Source organism: Arthrobacter sp. Y3221087 (genome assembly GCF_059089905.1).
The window spans coordinates 431,384-448,917 of sequence record NZ_JBNHFE010000001.1; the positions used below are offsets into that span (position 1 = coordinate 431,384).

The 17,534-nt window shown below is 67.9% G+C and carries 13 protein-coding genes; 10 read left to right on the forward strand and 3 right to left on the reverse strand.

The features are described from left to right. Positions 1 to 36 precede the first annotated feature (36 nt). Entirely contained in the window at positions 37 to 1,404 is a 1,368-nt protein-coding gene (locus tag AC5RUO_RS02030) for an 8-oxoguanine deaminase (RefSeq protein WP_494102668.1), read from the reverse strand. Positions 1,405 to 1,807: 403 nt separating this feature from the next. Between AC5RUO_RS02030 and AC5RUO_RS02035 the strand changes: the two genes are divergently transcribed. The 7 genes from AC5RUO_RS02035 (at position 1,808) to AC5RUO_RS02065 (ending at position 10,677) form a co-directional block, all read left to right on the forward strand. After that, a complete protein-coding gene (locus tag AC5RUO_RS02035) occupies positions 1,808 to 2,302 on the forward strand; it encodes a nucleoside deaminase (protein WP_494102669.1) in 495 nt (164 codons plus the stop codon). Positions 2,303 to 2,317: 15 nt separating this feature from the next. Beyond that, complete coding sequence (locus AC5RUO_RS02040) at positions 2,318 to 3,838, forward strand: NCS2 family permease (protein ID WP_494009463.1); 1,521 nt, start codon at positions 2,318 to 2,320, stop codon at positions 3,836 to 3,838. 151 nt (positions 3,839 to 3,989) lie between these two features. Next, entirely contained in the window at positions 3,990 to 5,213 is a 1,224-nt protein-coding gene (locus AC5RUO_RS02045) for an XdhC family protein (RefSeq protein ID WP_494102670.1), read from the forward strand. After that, the gene (locus tag AC5RUO_RS02050) at positions 5,204 to 6,136 is read left to right on the forward strand and encodes an FAD binding domain-containing protein (RefSeq protein ID WP_494102671.1); all 933 of its coding nucleotides are present in this window, start codon (positions 5,204 to 5,206) and stop codon (positions 6,134 to 6,136) included. Before AC5RUO_RS02045 ends, AC5RUO_RS02050 begins: the two co-directional genes overlap by 10 nt. Positions 6,137 to 6,139: 3 nt before the next feature. Beyond that, positions 6,140 to 8,962, forward strand: a complete 2,823-nt coding sequence (locus AC5RUO_RS02055) for a molybdopterin-dependent oxidoreductase (protein WP_494102672.1) — start codon at positions 6,140 to 6,142, stop codon at positions 8,960 to 8,962. Between the two features lie 79 nt (positions 8,963 to 9,041). Beyond that, positions 9,042 to 10,022: an aldo/keto reductase gene (locus tag AC5RUO_RS02060; protein ID WP_494102673.1), complete on the forward strand. Its 981-nt coding sequence runs from the start codon at positions 9,042 to 9,044 to the stop codon at positions 10,020 to 10,022. A 13-nt stretch (positions 10,023 to 10,035) separates the two neighbouring features. Continuing rightward, the gene (locus AC5RUO_RS02065; protein ID WP_494102674.1) at positions 10,036 to 10,677 is read left to right on the forward strand and encodes a uracil-DNA glycosylase; all 642 of its coding nucleotides are present in this window, start codon (positions 10,036 to 10,038) and stop codon (positions 10,675 to 10,677) included. On the opposite strand, the gene nboR is transcribed toward AC5RUO_RS02065, so the two are convergent. After that, positions 10,666 to 11,286 (reverse strand): nicotine blue oxidoreductase, encoded by a 621-nt coding sequence (nboR, locus tag AC5RUO_RS02070; protein WP_494102675.1) that lies wholly within the window; start codon positions 11,284 to 11,286, stop codon positions 10,666 to 10,668. The two genes, AC5RUO_RS02065 and nboR, sit on opposite strands and share 12 nt — an antisense overlap. Positions 11,287 to 11,373: 87 nt before the next feature. Further along, positions 11,374 to 14,115 (reverse strand): pyruvate dehydrogenase (acetyl-transferring), homodimeric type, encoded by a 2,742-nt coding sequence (aceE, locus tag AC5RUO_RS02075; protein WP_494102676.1) that lies wholly within the window; start codon positions 14,113 to 14,115, stop codon positions 11,374 to 11,376. 308 nt (positions 14,116 to 14,423) lie between these two features. Between aceE and AC5RUO_RS02080 the strand changes: the two genes are divergently transcribed. The 3 genes from AC5RUO_RS02080 to AC5RUO_RS02090 are packed head-to-tail and all read left to right on the forward strand — an operon-like array spanning position 14,424 to position 17,524. Further along, the gene (locus AC5RUO_RS02080) at positions 14,424 to 15,992 is read left to right on the forward strand and encodes an NCS1 family nucleobase:cation symporter-1 (RefSeq protein ID WP_494009921.1); all 1,569 of its coding nucleotides are present in this window, start codon (positions 14,424 to 14,426) and stop codon (positions 15,990 to 15,992) included. 8 nt (positions 15,993 to 16,000) lie between these two features. Further along, positions 16,001 to 16,744 carry an aspartate/glutamate racemase family protein gene (locus AC5RUO_RS02085; RefSeq protein ID WP_494102677.1) on the forward strand — a complete coding sequence of 248 codons (744 nt, stop codon included), beginning with the start codon at positions 16,001 to 16,003 and terminating at the stop codon, positions 16,742 to 16,744. Between the two features lie 18 nt (positions 16,745 to 16,762). After that, entirely contained in the window at positions 16,763 to 17,524 is a 762-nt protein-coding gene (locus tag AC5RUO_RS02090; protein ID WP_494102678.1) for an SDR family oxidoreductase, read from the forward strand. Positions 17,525 to 17,534: the final 10 nt, after the last annotated feature.

Sequence of the window (17,534 nt, forward strand, 5' to 3'; positions counted from 1 at the left end):
TGTGCGCAGGGAACCGTCGAAACGGCGGAACACGCCCTAGCCCTTCACCAGGCGGCGGGCGGCAGCCGAATGCTCGGCGATGAGCCCGGCGACGTCCAGGCCCGGGATCTGCCCGTCCACCACGCGCCACTGCCCGCCCACCATCACCCTGTCCGCCCGGTCCGCGGCGCAGAGCAGCAGTGCGGCCACCGGATCGTGGCTGCCGGAGAAGCGAAGTTCGTCCAGTGTGAACAGTGCAAGGTCCGCCTGCATGCCGGGAGCCAGCTGGCCCAGCCCGCTCCGCCCGAGGACGGCGGCCGAGCCGCGCGTCGCCCAGCCCAGTGCCCGCTCCACCGGGACATCCGCGCCGTACCGCAGCCGCTGGAGATACAGCGCCTGCCGGGCTTCCAGGATCATGTTCGAGGCATCGTTCGACGCCGAGCCGTCCACGCCCAGCCCCACCAGGACTCCCGCGTCCTCAAGTTCCAGGACCCGGGCCGTGCCCGAGGCCAGGCGCATGTTGGAGGTGGGGCAGTGCGCGACGGCGGTCCCGGCTGCCCCGAGCCGGCTGATCTCGGTGTCGCTGAAGTGGATGCCGTGGCCCAGCCAGGTGCGGTCGGTCAGCCAGCCAACGCTGTCCAGGTAGTCCACGGTGCGCAGGCCGAACATCTCCCGGCAGAAGTCCTCCTCGTCGAGGGTTTCGGCCAGGTGGGTGTGCAGCCGGACGTCCAGGCGCTCCGCGAGGGCGGCACTTTCGGCCATGATTTCCTTGGTCACCGAGAATGGCGAACAGGGGGCCAGGGCGATCTGGATCACCGCGTCCTCCCCCCGCTCGTGATACGCGGAGACCAGCCGCTCGCTGTCTTCCAGCACCACCTCCGGAGCCTGCACCGTTGACTGCGGCGGAAGGCCGCCGTCGTCCGTCCCCAAAGTCATGGAGCCGCGGGTGAGCGTGGCGCGCATACCCAGCCGGCGGACCGCCGCCACCTCGATATCGATGGCATCCTCCAGCCCGGCGGGAAAGAGGTAATGGTGGTCGGCGGCGGTGGTGCAGCCGGAGAGCACCAGCTCGGCCAAGGCCACGGTGGCGGCCAGCTCCAGGTCTTTGGGGGTGAGCCGCGCCCAGACCGGGTACAGGTTCTGCAGCCAGGGAAAGAGCGGGGCGTTGGCCACCGGTCCCCAGGCGCGGGTGAGGGTCTGGTAGAAGTGGTGGTGCGTGTTGATCAGCCCCGGCAGCAGGACGTGCCGGCCGGCGTCGAACGTTTCGTGGACGGGCGCCGCCGGCTGCTGCCCCGCAGCGACGACTTCTTCGATCACGCCGCCGCTGACCACGATTCCGCCCGAGGCGTCGAGGCTGTTTGCGGTGAAGGCGGCCTGCGGATCCTTGATCCAGAGGCGGGAGCTGGTGGCAGGGGAGGAGTTCATGGGGCTGTCCCTATCTGAGCGCAGTTGCAGTAAATCCAGCTCAGTGAAGCCCTGTCTGCTGATCCAGGGCCGCGGCTCCGATGCGGGGCGCGGGTGGCTTCAGCGTAGGGAGCCGGCAGGATTCCGTCAACGCGCGGATTGTGACTGCCGTCAGTTTTCGCACCAGTGAAGGGGTGGAAACGCAGATTTCACATTGCGGAATAAAGTTTTCAGAAAACTATGGCGCGGACCACAATCCGGTGCTAATCTCGATTTTGCCAAAGGCGGGCACCCGGATCCCGGGAAGCTATCTACCAGGCGCAACTTAACCTTCACAGCACATGCTGAAGCCTGGTAACCGTCGCACCTGGTTCTACTGGTACTGCAAGCGGCACCGGGCTTCCCGGCAAAAGGAAGTCGCATCATGAGTACCACCGTCACGGCCGAGCAGTTCCTGGCCAGATCCATCCGGCTGGCAACGGCCAACGTCCTCAACAGCGGCGGGCCCTTCGGCGCCATGATCGTCACCGCGGACGGCAAAACGTTCGACGGCGTCAACCGCGTCACCGCGGACAACGATCCCACGGCGCACGCCGAAGTCACCGCAATCCGCACCGCCTGCCGCGAGCTCGGCACCTTCGACCTCAGCGGCGCCGTCCTCTACACCAGCTGCGAGCCATGCCCCATGTGCCTCGCCTCGGCACTCTGGGCCCGCGTGGAGCGGGTGGTGTACGCCGCAGACCGGCACGACGCCGCATCCGTCGGCTTTGACGACGCCGTCTTCTACGAATACTTCAATAACCAGGACAGGGATTCCCTGATGCCGGTCTCCAAGCTCGAACTGGGCGATCCCCAGGCGCCGGCGCCGCTGGAGCCGTTCAACACCTGGAACACGCTCGAAACCAGGATCGACTACTAGGCCCGGCGGCTCACCATGACCATCCTGGATTCCTCCCACGAGGAGCATTCGGCTCCAACACCCCGCACCTCCCAGCCGGCACCGCGTTCCCCCAAGCCGCCGGCGTCGAACTCCATCCTTGACCGTTTCTTCCAGATCACGCAACGCGGCTCAACACTGGCGCGTGAATTCCGCGGCGGCCTGGTCACCTTCTTCACCATGGCGTACATCGTCATCCTGAACCCCCTGATCCTGGGCGGCTTCAGCGGGGACAACGCCCCCACCGACGTTGCCGGCGGCTGGCTGTCCGCAGCGCAGGTCGGGGCCGTCACGGGCCTCACCGCCGGCGTCATGACCATCCTTTTCGGCCTGGTGGCAAACCTTCCCTTCGGCCTCGCCGCAGGACTGGGCATCAATTCGTTCCTTGCCGTCTCCGTGATCCAGGAAGTCACCTGGGCCGAGGCAATGGGCCTGGTGGTGATCAACGGCATCCTGATCGTGCTCTTCGGCGTCACCGGTGCCCGTACCGCCATCTTCCGGGCCGTCCCCAAGGAACTGAAGGCCGCCATCACGGTGGGCATCGGCCTGTTCATCGCCTTCATCGGCTTCGTGGATTCCGGCTTTGTCCGGGCCACCGCCGGCGGGCCGCCCGTGCAGCTGGGCGACGGCGGCTCCATCACCTCCGTGCCCACCCTCGTGTTCGTCGTCGGCCTGCTCAGCATGGGCATCCTGGTGGCGCGCAAGGTCCAGGGCGGGCTCCTCATCGGCATCGTGGGCACCACCGTGCTCGCCGCCGTCGTCGAAGCCATCTTCAAGATCGGCCCGGCCAGCGCCACCAACCCCGGCGGCTGGCACCTTAACACCCCCGTGCTCTCCGGCCAGCTGGTGTCCGCCCCGGACCTGGGCCTGGTGGGCCAGTTCGACCTCTTCGGCTCGTTCGCCCGGATCGGCGGACTCGCGGCCACCATGCTGGTGTTCACCCTGGTCTTCACCAACTTCTTCGACGCCATGGGCACCATGACAGGCCTGGCCAAGAGCGCCGGCGTGGCTCACAAGGACGGCACGTTCCCGCGGCTGAAGTCGGCCTTCATCGTGGAAGGCGTGGGCGCGGTGGCCGGCGGCGCCACCTCCGGCTCTTCCAACACCGTGTACATCGACTCCGCGGCCGGCATTGGCGAAGGCGCCCGCACCGGCCTGGCATCGGTGGTCACGGGCGTGCTGTTCCTCGGCTCGATGTTCCTCACCCCGCTTACCAGCGTGGTTCCGCTGGAAGTGGCCGCCGCGGCCCTGGTGGTGGTGGGCGCCATGATGATGGCCCAGATCCGCGAGATCAAGTTCAGCAAGTTCAGCGTGGCCCTGCCGGCGTTCCTCACCATCGTGACCATGCCGCTGAGCTACTCGATCGCCAACGGCATCGGCGTCGGCTTCGTCAGCTGGGCCATCATCGGCGCGGCATCAGGCAAGGCCAAGAAGATCCACCCGCTGATGTGGGTGGTCAGCGCAGGCTTCCTGGTGTACTTCGCCCGCGGCCCCATCAACGTCCTGATGGGCGCCTGATCCGCCGCTGTTCCCGGCCGTTTGGGACATCCGCATCCGTCATCCGGGTGCGGATGTCCCGGCCATCAGCTTTTCCGAACCAATTGCTTTCCGTACCACCCGACAGGAACGACAATGGACACCACCGCCGCGCGGAAGAAGGAGTGCCGCCATGCTTGACCTGATCCCTTCCCTGGGCGCCTGGCTGCCCCACCTCGCGCACCAGCCGTTCGCGGTGGCAACCATCCTCTCGGCTACCGGCTCTGTTCCGCGGCCCGTGGGCACCTCCATGATTGTCACCGAGTCCGGGAACGTGCTGGGCAGCCTGTCCGGCGGCTGCGTCGAGGGCGCCGTGGTGGCGCTCGCCCAGGAGGCAGTGGACGACGGCGGGACCCGCCGCCAGGCGTTCGGCTTCAGTGCCGCCGACGCCTTCGCCGCCGGGCTCACCTGCGGGGGGTGGCTGGACATCCATATCGAACCGGTGCCCGCGGGCAATGACGCCCCGCTGCGGACTGCCCTGCACCTGCTCGCGGACCGCGGCCCGGACGAACCCGTGGCCCTGGTGCGCCGGCTGGGCACCGGGGGAGGAGCCGCCGTCGTAATGTCAGATCCGGCCCGCGCCCAGGCACACGCCGGGCTCGCCAACCTGCTGCAGCCCGGCACCGCTCCGGATCCCGAATCCGTCCGCAAGATCCAGGCCATCCTCCGCAGCGGCGGAACGGGCGTGGTCCCGCTGGCTGGCGCCGGCACCTGCCCGCCTGACAATTTTGCCCAGGACCTGCCCCGGGACGCGGCGATGGTACTGGTGGAAGTGCGCCTCGCCCCGCCGCGGATGCTGGTGTTCGGCGCCAACGACTTCGGTGCCGCCCTGGTCCCGGCCGCCAGGCTGCTCGGCTACCACGTGACCCTCGTGGACGCCCGCCCTGCCTTCACCGCACAGCCGCGTTTCGCGGCGGCCGACGAAGTGGTGACGGACTGGCCGCACCGCTACCTCGCCGCGGAATCGGCGGCCGGGCGGCTGGACAGCCGCGCCGTGGTTGCCGTGCTGTCCCACGACCCCAAATTCGACCTTCCGCTGCTGGAAACGGCGCTGGCCCTGGACCTCGCCTACGTGGGCGCCATGGGCTCCCGCCGCAGCCACCTGCAGCGGGTGGACCACCTGCTTGCCGCCGGCATCCGTCCCGAACGGATCGCCGAACTTCACTCGCCCATCGGACTGGACCTCGGCGCCGTCACGCCGGCGGAAGTGGCGGTGTCCATCACCGCCGAGCTTCTCGCCTCGCGCAACCGCGCCGCCCGCTGCATGCCGCTGCGGGACACCTCCGGTCCCATCCACCAGCAGCCCGCACCCGGGCAGCCGCACACCGCCACCCCACAGGAGATCGCATGGACATGAACACCATTGAGGCGGTGGTTCCCACCACCGACCCCGCAGAATGGCGCGACGGCGACGCCTGGCTGGCCGGCGGAACCGTCCTGTTCTCCTATGGCAGCCTCGCCTTCGGCCCCCGGCCGCTGCGCCGCCTCCTGGACCTCGGCACCGCCGGCTGGACGCCCGTCACTGTTTCCGGCGACGGCATCGACCTCGCCGCGACATGCACCGTTGCCGAGCTGTACAAGCTCCCGGAGTCAGCCGAAGCCGCGGGCCGCCCCTGGCCGGGGCTGGACCTGGTCCGGCCGTGCTGCGATTCGTTCGTGGCTTCCTTCAAGGTCTGGAACACCTCCACGGTGGGCGGCAACCTGTGCACCTCGCTTCCGGCCGGGCCCATGATCTCGCTCAGCGCCGGGCTGGACGGGGTGGCCACCATCCTGGGACCCGGCGGTGCCAGCCGCACCGTTCCGGTGGCGGACTTTGTCACCGGCGACACGAAGAACTGCCTGGCACCCGGTGAACTGCTCCGCAGCATCCACCTCCCGGCGTCGGCCCTTGCCTCGCGGGTGGCGTTCCGCCGCCTCTCGCTGAGCAATCTGGGCAGGTCCGGGGTGCTCCTCATTGGACGGCTCGACGGCGGCACCTCCCTGGTCCTCACCGTCACCGCCGCAACAAAGCGGCCCGTGCAGCTGCGCTTCGACGGTCTCCCGGAACAGGACCAGCTGGCGGCGGCACTTGACGACGGGATACCGCAGGAGCTCTACCACGACGACATCCACGGACTGCCGGCCTGGCGCCGGGACATGACCTACCGGCTCGCCGAGGAAATCCGCGCCGAACTCGCCGCCCCGGAAGGGGCGGCCGGGCTCCAGGTCTCCGGAGACTTCTGGCCACCCCGGACGCTTCCACCGCGGGCCGGCCGCGACGCACTTTCGAAAGGGGCCTGAGCAATGGCCATCGAGATCAACGGAACATCAGCGGATGCCGCACCCCGCCCGGGGCAGTGCCTCCGGACCTTCCTGCGCGAGCAGGGCGCGCTCGGTGTGAAGAAGGGCTGCGACGGCGGCGACTGCGGGGCGTGTACCGTCCACGTGGACGGCACCCCGGTGCACAGCTGCATCTACCCCGCCGTGCGGGCAGAAGGACACGCCGTCACCACCATCGAGGGCCTGGCCGCCACATCCGGCGCGGAGCTCCACCCGGTCCAGCAGCAGTTCCTTGAGCGGCAGGGCTTCCAGTGCGGCTTCTGCACCGCGGGCATGATGATGACCGCCGCCACGTTCGACGACGAACAACGGGACAACCTGCCCCGGAACCTCAAGGGCAACCTCTGCCGGTGCACCGGCTACCGGGCCATCGGTGACGCTATCTGCGGCCACGCCGGCCACCCCGATCCGCACGGCCCGGGTTCCGGCACCGCCGGGGAAGGCCAGCCCGATCCCGAGCCCGGACGGCTGGGCGACGACGTCCCGGCCCCCGCCAGCCGGGCCGTGGTCACCGGCACCGCCCGGTACACCCTGGATATCCCCGTGGACCAGCAGCAGGCCCTGCTGCACATGAAGATCCTGCGCTCGCCGCACGCGCATGCGCGGGTCATCTCCATCAACAAGGACGCGGCCCTGCAGGTGCCGGGCGTCGTGGCAGTCCTCACCCACGAGGATGCCCCGGCCCAGGCGTTCTCCACCGCCCAGCACGAGCTGTTCACCGACGACCCGGACGATACCCGCGTGCTGGATGACGTGGTGCGGTTCATCGGACAGCGGGTGGCCGCCGTCGTCGCCGAATCCGTTGCTGCCGCCGAAGCGGGAGTGCGCGCCCTGCAGGTGGAATACCGGGAACTGCCCGCGGTCATTACGCCGCAGGCCGCCCTGGAACCCGGCGCACCGCTGGTGCACGGCGACAAGGACGGCAGAACTGCCCGCATCTCCCGGCCGGACCGCAACGTGGTGGCCGAACTCCACTCCGAACTGGGCAGCGTGGCGGACGGTTTCGCCGCCGCCGACTTCGTCCACGAGCAGACCTACCGCACCCAGCGCGTCCAGCACGTCGCCCTGGAAACGCACGCCGCCATCGCCTCCGTGGACGATGGCGGCCGGCTCCAGGTGCGCACTTCCAGCCAGGTCCCCTTCCTCGTCCGCCGGACACTGTGCCGGGTGTTCGGGCTGGAGGAGGACAAGGTCCACGTGGTGGCCGGCCGCGTTGGCGGCGGGTTCGGCGGCAAGCAGGAGGTGCTGGTGGAGGACCTGGTGGCGCTGGCAGCCCTGAAGCTGCAGCGTCCGGTCCAGCTGGAGCTGACCCGCACCGAGCAGTTCACCGCCACCACCACCCGCCACCCCTTCACCATCAGGCTCAAGGCCGGAGCCACCTCGTCCGGCGACCTGACCGCACTGGAACTGGACGTCCTTACCAACACCGGCGCCTACGGCAACCACGGCCCTGGCGTGATGTTCCACGGCTGCGGCGAGTCCCTGGCCGTGTACAAGTGCGCCAACAAGAAAGTGGACGCGCATGCCATGTACACCAACACCGTGCCCGCCGGTGCGTTCCGCGGGTACGGGCTGAGCCAGATGGTCTTCGCCATCGAATCCGCCATGGATGAACTGGCTGCGGGCATCGGGATGGACCCGCTGGAGTTCCGCCGCCGGAACATGGTCCGCGAGGGTGACCACATGCTGTCCACCCAGCCGGAACCGGAGGAGGACGTCCACTACGGCAGCTACGGCCTGGACCAGTGCGTCGACCTTGTCCGTGACGCGCTGGACCGGGGCCGCGAACGCTACCGGGCCGCCGGCCTGGCCGAGCTGGGCCCGGACTGGCTGACCGGGGAAGGTGCGGCGCTGTCCATGATCGACACCGTCCCGCCGCGCGGCCACTTTGCCCACTCCAGGCTGAGGCTCCTGCCGGACGGGACCTACCAGGCCGACGTCGGCACCGCCGAGTTCGGAAACGGTACCACCACCGTCCACGCCCAGCTCGCCGCCACCGCCCTGTCCACCGAGGCCTCGCGGGTGGCGGTACGGCAGTCGGACACGGACCTGATCGAGCACGATACCGGTGCGTTCGGCTCGGCCGGCACGGTGGTGGCCGGGAAGGCCACCCTGGCGGCGGCCGAGGAACTGGCCGTCCGCATCCGGGCTTTCGCGGCCGGCATCCGGCAGACCCAGGCCGCCGCGTGCGTCCTTGACGGTGACGCCGTGGTGATCGACGGGACGCCCCTGGCCCTGGCGGAACTGGCGCAGGCGGCCGCGGAAGCCGGCGTCGAACTTGCTGCCGAGGGCCGCTGGGGCGGGACGCCGCGTTCCGTGGCGTTCAATGTCCACGGCTTCCGGGTTGCGGTGAACCGCGGGACCGGCGAGCTGAAGATCCTGCAGAGCGTGCAGGCGGCCGACGCCGGCGTGGTGGTCAACCCCCGCCAGTGCCGCGGCCAGATCGAGGGCGGCATTGCCCAGGCGATCGGCGCGGCCCTGTACGAGGAAGTGGTAGTGGACGACGCCGGCAAGGTCACCACGGACATCCTGCGGCAGTACCACATTCCCACCTTTGCGGACGTGCCGCGCAGCGAGGTGTATTTCGCCGAGACCAACGATTCCCTGGGGCCGCTGGGCGCGAAATCCATGAGCGAAAGCCCCTTCAACCCCGTGGCACCCGCCCTGGCCAACGCCATCCGCAACGCCACCGGCGTGCGGTTCGCGTCCCTGCCCATCGCGCGGGACCGGATTTACCTGGGGCTGAAGGAAGCGGGGCTGGTGCCTGCCGAGCGCGTGCTGTCCTGAGGCGACGCGGGGTCACAAAATACCCTCCGGCGCGACATCCTTGGACCGGATGTGGCCCCGCGTTGCATATAGTCGAGGGATGGAACAGCGGATTTTAGGCAAGACCGGGCGGAACGTGTCCGTCGTGGGGCTGGGTACGTGGCAGCTCGGCGCTGACTGGGGCAACGTGGACCCCGCCCAGGCGCAGGCCATCCTGGCGGCTTCCGTGGAAGCGGGCGTCACCATCTTCGACACCGCGGACGTCTACGGTGATGGACGCAGCGAACAGGCCATCGGGAAGTTCCTCGCGGACAACCCCGGGTTGGACATCACCGTGGCCACCAAGATGGGCCGCCGGGTGGACCAGGTTCCGGAAAACTACACCCTCGCGAACTTCCGCCAGTGGGTGGACCGCTCACGGACCAACCTCGGCACCGACACCCTGGACCTGGTCCAGCTGCACTGCCCGCCCACGCCCGTCTACAGCAACGCCGAGGTCTACGACGCGCTGGACACACTGAAGGCCGAGGGTGCCATCCGCGACTACGGCGTCAGTGTGGAACGGACGGACGAAGCCCTCGAGGCGATCCGGCATGAAGGCACGGCCTCCGTCCAGATCATCCTGAACGCCTTCCGGCTCAAGCCGCTGGACGAGGTACTCCCCGCCGCGAAGGCCGCAAACGTGGGCATCATCGCCCGGGTGCCGCTGGCCTCCGGCCTGCTGTCCGGCAAGTACTCCAAGGAGACCTCGTTCGCCGCGGACGACCACCGGAACTACAACCGCAACGGCGAGTCCTTCGACGTCGGGGAAACATTCTCCGGCGTGGACTACGAGCTTGGGTTGAAGGCCGTGGCGGAATTCGAGCAGCTGGTGCCCGCGGGGGCCACCACGGCGCAGGCGGCCATCGCGTGGATCGCCGCGCAGGACGGCGTCACCACCGTGATCCCCGGCGCGCGGAACGTTGAGCAGGCGGCGGCGAACGCCGCTGCTGCGTCAGTGGACATCGGCGGGCAGTTCGGCGAAGGCGTCCGCTGGATCTACGACCACTACTTCCGCGAGGCCATCCACCCCCGCTGGTAGGGTCCGCTGCCTGATGGGTTCCGCTGCAGGCCTCGACAAGTTCGTTGCGGCCCTTGCTGCGGCGGAGCCCGGGCCTGCATGCACCAACTTTTTCGACCACTCGGTGCCCGCTAATGCAGTTCGCCGGGCGAACCTGCGGCTGTACCTTTCGGCAATGCTGGACTTCTCGCCGGACGTGCTTCTGGTGGGCGAAGCGCCCGGCTTCCGCGGCATGCGCATCACCGGGGTCCCGTTCACCAACCGGACCATGTTTGAAGGACCGGCCAACAGTTTTGGCCTTTTCGGCGCGGGCACGGGATACGTCCTGCCGCCTGATGCTGCGGGTGTCCCGGCCGAGCCGACAGCAACCGTCATGTGGCAGGTCCTGGCCGAGCTCGAGTTCCTGCCCTTGCTGTGGAGCGCTTTCCCCTGGCATCCGCACCTGCCCGGGTTGCCGCAGACCAACCGGACGCCACGGCCTGCGGAAACAGCCTTGGGGACGCCGTTCTGGCAGGCGCTGGCTGAGCTGTTCGCCATCCGCAGGCTCGTGGCCGTGGGCAATGTGGCGCACCGCAGCCTGCTCCAGGCCGGCCTGGACGTGCCCAAAATCCGGCACCCGTCCCACGGCGGCCGGACCGGCTTCAAGCAGGGACTGCAGGGACTGCTACTGGAGTAGGCCCAGCTGGTCCGGGGTGTCCACGTCCTCGCCCGTGGACTGGTCGCTGCAATCCACCTCGTCAACCAGCCCAGGATGCGACTTTAGGAAGGTGCGCGCCCCGGCGTCGCCCGTCACCGTTGCGCTGACCGCCTTCCGCAGCGAGGCATCGATGAGCAGGGGATGGCCGCGGCGCAGCGCAGGCGGCAGGCCGGCGTCGGGCGCCTGCGGGGGGCGGTAGGCGGCGGCGGTGATCCGTCCAGGCCGGTGGGAGGCGAGGAGCCTGCCCACCGTTGTCCGGGTCAGGCCGGGCTGGTCCACGAGGGCGATGAGGAGGTGGTCCTCGGGGTCCGCTTCCATGTCGCCGAGCAGGAACGAACTGCCCATACCCGTGCGCCAGTCCTGGTTGACGATGACCCGGTAGCGGTCCAGTTCGGCCTTGGCTGCGACGTCCGGTGCGCCCGCTCCAAGGACCACCACCACCTCGCGGCAGCCGCCGTCGAAAAGGGTTCCGGCAATCGCTTCCACCAGCGGCCGGCCGCGGTAGGGGAGCAATGCCTTGGGACCCAGCCCCAGCCGGGTCCCGGCCCCGGCGGCCAGGACGACTCCGGTGGTGCGCATGTTCCCCATAGCTGCACCCTAATGGAATTTTTGTCCAGAAACGGCGGGTTGCGAGGCCGGGAAGTCACCTTATCTGGACAAAAACTCCACGGTTGGTCAGGCCTCGCCCCCGGCTCCTCCGGTGGTTCCGGCGTTGACGTCCAGCAGCTTGTAGCGGTCCATCGCGTACGACGGCGCTGCCTCCTCCACCTCGCCCCTCGCCGCCAGCATCTGCAGGGCTTTGACCACGATGGAGTGGGTGTCGTTCTTGAAGAAGCGGCGGGCTGCGGCGCGGGTGTCCGAGAAGCCGAAGCCGTCGGCGCCCAGGGTGGCGAACTGGTGCGGCAGGAATTGCCGGATCTGGTCCGGGACGGCCTTCATGTAGTCGGAGACGGCGACGACAGGGCCCTGTGCCTCAGCCAGCTGCTGCGCCACAAAGGGGATCCTGGCGGGTTCGCCCGGGTTGAGGAAGGCTTCCTCTTCGGCGGCGAGGCCGTCGCGGCGGAGTTCGTTCCAGGAGGTGACGGACCAGACGTCGGCGGAGACGGACCAGTCCTCGGCGAGGATCCGCTGGGCTTCGAGGGCCCAGGGGACGGAGACGCCGGAGGCCAGGAGCTGGGTCCGGGGGCCGTCGATCTTGGCGGGGGCGAGCAGGTAGATGCCCTTGATGACGCCCTCGACGTCCAGTTCCTCGGGTTCGGCGGGCTGGACGATGGGCTCGTTGTACACGGTGAGGTAGTACATGAGGTTCTTGTCCGTGCTGTCCGGGCCGTACATCCGTTCGAGGCCGTCGCGGATGATGTGGCCCATTTCGTAGCCGTAGGCGGGGTCGTAGGTGACTACTGCCGGGTTGGTGGAGGCGAGCAGGGGGGAGTGGCCGTCCGCGTGCTGGAGGCCTTCGCCGGTGAGGGTGGTCCGTCCTGCGGTCGCGCCGATGATGAAGCCGCGGGTCATCTGGTCCGCGGCTGCCCAGAAGGCGTCGCCGGTGCGCTGGAAGCCGAACATGGAGTAGAAGACGTAGACCGGGACCAGGGGCACGCCGTGGGTGGCGTAGGCGGTGCCTGCGGCGGTGAAGGCTGCCACGGCGCCGGCTTCGTTGATGCCGGGGTGGATCAGCTGGCCTGCGGGGGATTCCTTGTAGGCCAGGACCAGGTCACGGTCCACGGACAGGTAGTTCTGGCCCTTGGGGTTATAGATCTTCGCCGTCGGGAAGAACGCATCCATGCCGAACGTACGGGATTCATCAGGCACGATGGGAACCAGCCGGTGCCCGAACTTCTTGTCGCGGAGCAGGTCCTTCAGGAGCCTGACGAATGCCATGGTGGTGGCTGCCTGCTGCTTGCCCGAGCCGCGCTTGGCCACCTCATAAGACTTGGCATCCGGCAGTTCCACGGCCTGGTGGTTTGAACGCCGTTCCGGAGTGAAGCCGCCTAGCTCCCGCCGGCGGTCCAGCAGGTAGGCGATCTCGGGTGCGTCCGCTCCCGGATGGAAGTAGGGCGGGCGATAGGGGTCAGCCTCCAGTTGGGCGTCGGAAATGGGAATCCGGAGGTAGTCCCGGAATTCCTTCAAATCCTGAAGCGTGAGTTTTTTCATCTGGTGGGTGGCGTTGCGGCCTTCGAAGTGGGGTCCGAGTCCGTAGCCCTTGACGGTCTTGGCGAGGATGACGGTGGGTTTGCCCTTGAATTCGGTGGCTGCCTTGTACGCGGCGTAGACCTTGCGGTAGTCGTGGCCGCCGCGCTTGAGGTTCCAGATCTGGTCATCGGTGAGGTCCGCGACGAGGTCCTTGGTGCGGGGATCCTTGCCGAAGAAGTGTTCGCGGACGAACCCGCCGGACTCGGCCTTGTAGGTCTGGTAGTCCCCGTCGGGGGTTTCGTTCATGATCTTCACCAGCGACCCGTCGGTGTCGCGGGTGAGCAGGTCATCCCATTCCCGGCCCCAGACGACCTTGATCACGTTCCAGCCCGCGCCGCGGAAGAACGCTTCGAGTTCCTGCATGATCTTGCCGTTGCCGCGCACCGGCCCGTCCAGGCGCTGGAGGTTGCAGTTGATCACGAAGTTCAGGTTGTCCAGGTTCTCGTTCGCGGCGAGCTGGAGCAGGCCGCGGGATTCGGGCTCGTCCATTTCGCCGTCGCCCAGGAACGCCCAGACCTGCTGGTCGGAAGTGTCTTTCAGACCCCGGTTGTGCAGGTACCGGTTGGACTGGGCCTGGTAGATCGCGTTCATCGGCCCGATGCCCATGGACACGGTGGGGAATTCCCAGAACTGCGGCATCAGCCGCGGGTGCGGGTAGGAGGACAGGGCATGGCCCTCGCGGGACTTTTCCTGCCGGAACCCGTCCAGGTCCTCCTCACTGAGGCGGCCTTCCATGAACGCGCGGGCGTACATGCCCGGGGACGCGTGGCCCTGGAAGAACACCTGGTCCCCGCCGCCGGGGGCATCCTTGCCGCGGAAGAGATGGTTGAACCCGACCTCGTACAGGGTGGCCGCGCCGGCGTAGGTGGAAATGTGCCCGCCGACGGCGATGTCCGGCCGCTGCGCCCGGTGCACCATCACCGCGGCGTTCCAGCGCATGTATGCCCGGTAGCGGCGTTCGTATTCCTCGTTGCCCGGGAACGGTGCTTCCTGGTCCACCGGGATCGTGTTCACGTAATCGGTGGTGGTCACCATCGGCACCCCGACGCTCTGCGCGCCCGCGCGCTGCAGCAGGCTCCGCATGATGAATTGGGCACGCTCGGTACCCTGTTCCCTGATTAGCGCGTCCAGGGACTCAACCCACTCGGCAGTCTCTTCCGGATCACGATCAGGCAGCTGGTTAGTCAACCCGCTGAGGATATGGGAGGTATCTTCTCCTGCAGCCACGGGAGCCTCATTTCATCGTCGAATGGCTCATGTTTTCGTATTGTGAGAAAACATTCTTGCTTTACGAGATTAGCTAGTTGCCTGGGACCGGGTCAATAAGGACGGGCTTCAGACCGGCCGGAAGGGCCCTGGGAGCAGCTTCCGACCGATTATGACCGGGCGGCCGGCGGTGCGATGCTTGACCGCTGGTGACCCACATCATACTCTTGCTTTCACTATTCAATATCTTGATTCCGCAGAGTGGAATAACAGAAACGGCTCCAGGGCCGGCCTCACCACCGCGGACCCTTTCAGAATTGAGAAACCCTATGCAGACCCCTCCACCGGCGGGCGTTGACGCGGCTCCGGACCTGACAGCGCCGTCAGTTGCCTCCACCCACCCTTCCGTCAGCGTCGAAGCCCTCTGCGAATCGGCCAGTGCAGCGTCCGGCCAGGCCATCAGCCCAACGCTTTACAACGTCGATCTCGCCCCCACCAAGCGCGCCGGCCGCAGCTGGTCCGGCTACAGCATCTTCACGCTCTGGGCCAATGACGTGCACAGCCTCGGCAACTATGCCTTTGCCATCGGCCTGTTCGCACTCGGCCTCGGCGGATGGCAGATCCTGCTGGCACTGGGCATCGGGGCGGCCCTGTTGTTCGGCCTCCTTAACCTCTCCGGCTTCATGGGGGTCAAGACGGGCGTTCCGTTCCCCGTCATGAGCCGCATCAGTTTCGGGATCAGGGGCGCGCAGATCGCCGCCCTCCTGCGCGGCGCGGTTGCCGTGGCCTGGTTCGGCATCCAGACCTACCTGGCCTCCGTAGTCTTCCGTGTCATGCTCGTGGCAATGTTCCCCGCCCTGGCGGAACTGGACAAGGACTCGGTCCTGGGCCTTTCGACGCTGGGCTGGCTGGCCTTCCTGGTCCTGTGGGTGGTCCAGCTGGTGATCGTCAGCTTCGGGATGGAGATGATCCGCAAGTACGAGGCCTTCGCCGGTCCCGTCATCCTGGCCACCATGGCGGCTATCGCCGTCTGGATCTTCGTCGAGGCGGGCGGCGCCATCGCCTGGTCCTCCAACAACGCCCTCGAAGGGCCCGAGATGTGGCTCACCATCTTCGCGGGCGGCTCACTCTGGGTTTCCATCTACGGCACGTTCGTCCTGAACTTCTGCGACTTCACCCGGTCCGCCGTTTCCAAGAAGGCCGTGGTGCGCGGCAACTTCTGGGGCATCCCCATCAACATGCTGGTGTTCGGCGCCATCGTGGTGGTCATGGCCGGTGGGCAGTTCAAGATCAATGGCACCATCATCGAGAGCCCGTCCGACATCGTCCAGACCATCCCCAATACCCTCTTCCTGGTGCTGGCCTGCCTGGCGCTGCTGATCCTCACCATCGCCGTGAACCTCATGGCCAACTTCGTGGCACCCGTCTACGCCCTGACCAACCTGTTCCCCAAGCACCTGAACTTCCGCAAGGCCGCCATCGTCAGCGCCGTGATCGGCCTGGTCATCCTGCCGTGGAACCTCTACAACAACCCGCTGGTCATCGTGTACTTCCTGGGCGGCCTCGGCGCCCTGCTCGGCCCGCTGTTCGGCGTCGTAATGGCGGACTACTGGCTGATCCGCCGCGGCAAGGTCAACGTTCCCGAGCTGTACACGGCCGCCCCGGAGGGTGCCTACTTCTACCGGAACGGCGTCAACCCCCGCGCGATCACCGCCATGGTGCCGGCGGCCGCCGTCGCCCTCCTTATCGCTTTTGTGCCGGCACTGGCCTCCGCCGCCCCCTTCGCCTGGTTCTTTGCCGCCGGCATTGCGGCAGCGGTGTACTTCTTCATCGCCGACCGCTCGCAGCCGCTCGAAGACCGCGACGGCGAGGCAATCGCCGTCGCCAGCACCCACTAAGGACTCCCATGCGCATCCTCGTAGCCAACGTGAACACCACCGCATCCATGACCGACTCCATCGCCGCTTCGGCCCGCAGTGTTGCGGCCACCGGCACCGAGATTGTGGGGATCACGCCCCGGTTCGGCGCCGATTCCTGTGAGGGCAATTTCGAAAGCTACCTTGCAGCCATCGCCGTCATGGACGCCATCACCTCCTACCCTGAACCGTACGATGCCGTCATCCAGGCAGGCTACGGGGAGCACGGGCGTGAAGGACTGCAGGAACTGCTGGACGTCCCGGTGGTGGACATCACCGAAGCAGCCGCCAGCACCGCCATGTTCCTGGGGCACAAGTACTCCGTGGTCACCACGCTGGACCGCACCGTTCCCCTGATCGAGGACCGGCTCAAGCTGGCCGGCCTGGACGCCCGGTGCGCGTCAGTGCGGGCCAGCGGCATGGCCGTCCTGGAGCTTGAGGAGGAACCGGAGCGGGCGGTGGAAGCCATCATCAACGAGGCCCTCCTGGCGGTCACGCAGGACAAGGCCGAGGTGATCGTGCTCGGCTGCGGCGGGATGGCCGGCCTGGACGAGCAGATCCGGCAGCGCGCCAGCGTGCCCGTTGTGGACGGCGTTGCCTCGGCAGTGACCATCGCCGAATCCCTGGTCCGGATGGGCCTGTCCACCTCCAAGGTACGGACGTACGCTGCGCCGCGGCCCAAGACCGTCATAGGCTGGCCGCTGAACAGCACCGCCGTACCCGCCCCGCTCTAGCAACTCCAGGAGAACAGCGTGAACACTGCACGTCCCGTCGGCCGCATCGCCGTCGTCACGGGGGCCGGCTCCGGCATCGGCCGTGAAGTGGCCCGGCAGATGCTGGCGGACGGTTACGGGGTGGCCCTCGCCGGGCGCCGCGAGGCGCAGTTGAAGGAAACGGCGGACGGCAGCCCGGACGCGCTGGTGGTGCCGTGCGACGTCACCCGGCCCGACGACGTCGAGCGCCTTTTCGAGGCCGCCCGGCAGCAATGGGGCCGGGTGGACGTGCTGTTCAACAACGCCGGCGTGTTCGGCCCGGCGGCCAGCGTGGATGAGATCAGCGTGGACGACTGGAACGCCACGGTGGCCGTGAACCTCACCGGGTCCATGCTGTGCGCGGCGGCCGCCGTCAGGATCATGAAGGCCCAGGAGCCGCAGGGCGGGCGGATCATCAACAACGGCTCCATCTCCGCGCACTCGCCCCGGCCCCGCACTGTGGCGTACACCGTCACGAAGCATGCGATGACGGGACTGACCAAGAGCATTGAACTGGACGGTCGCGGTTTCGGCATTACCTGCGGCCAGATAGATATCGGCAACACGGCCACGGAGATCATGGACACTATCGGCGTCTGCTCGGGCGCACTCCAGGCGGACGGCAGCCGCCGGGTGGAACCGATGTTTCCGGTGGCGGACGCAGCCCGGGCGGTACTGATGATGGCCAACATGCCGCCAACAGCCAGCGTGGGCTCAGTGGTGGTAACCGCCGCGGGCATGCCCTTCATCGGCCGCGGCTGACCCCTTCTCC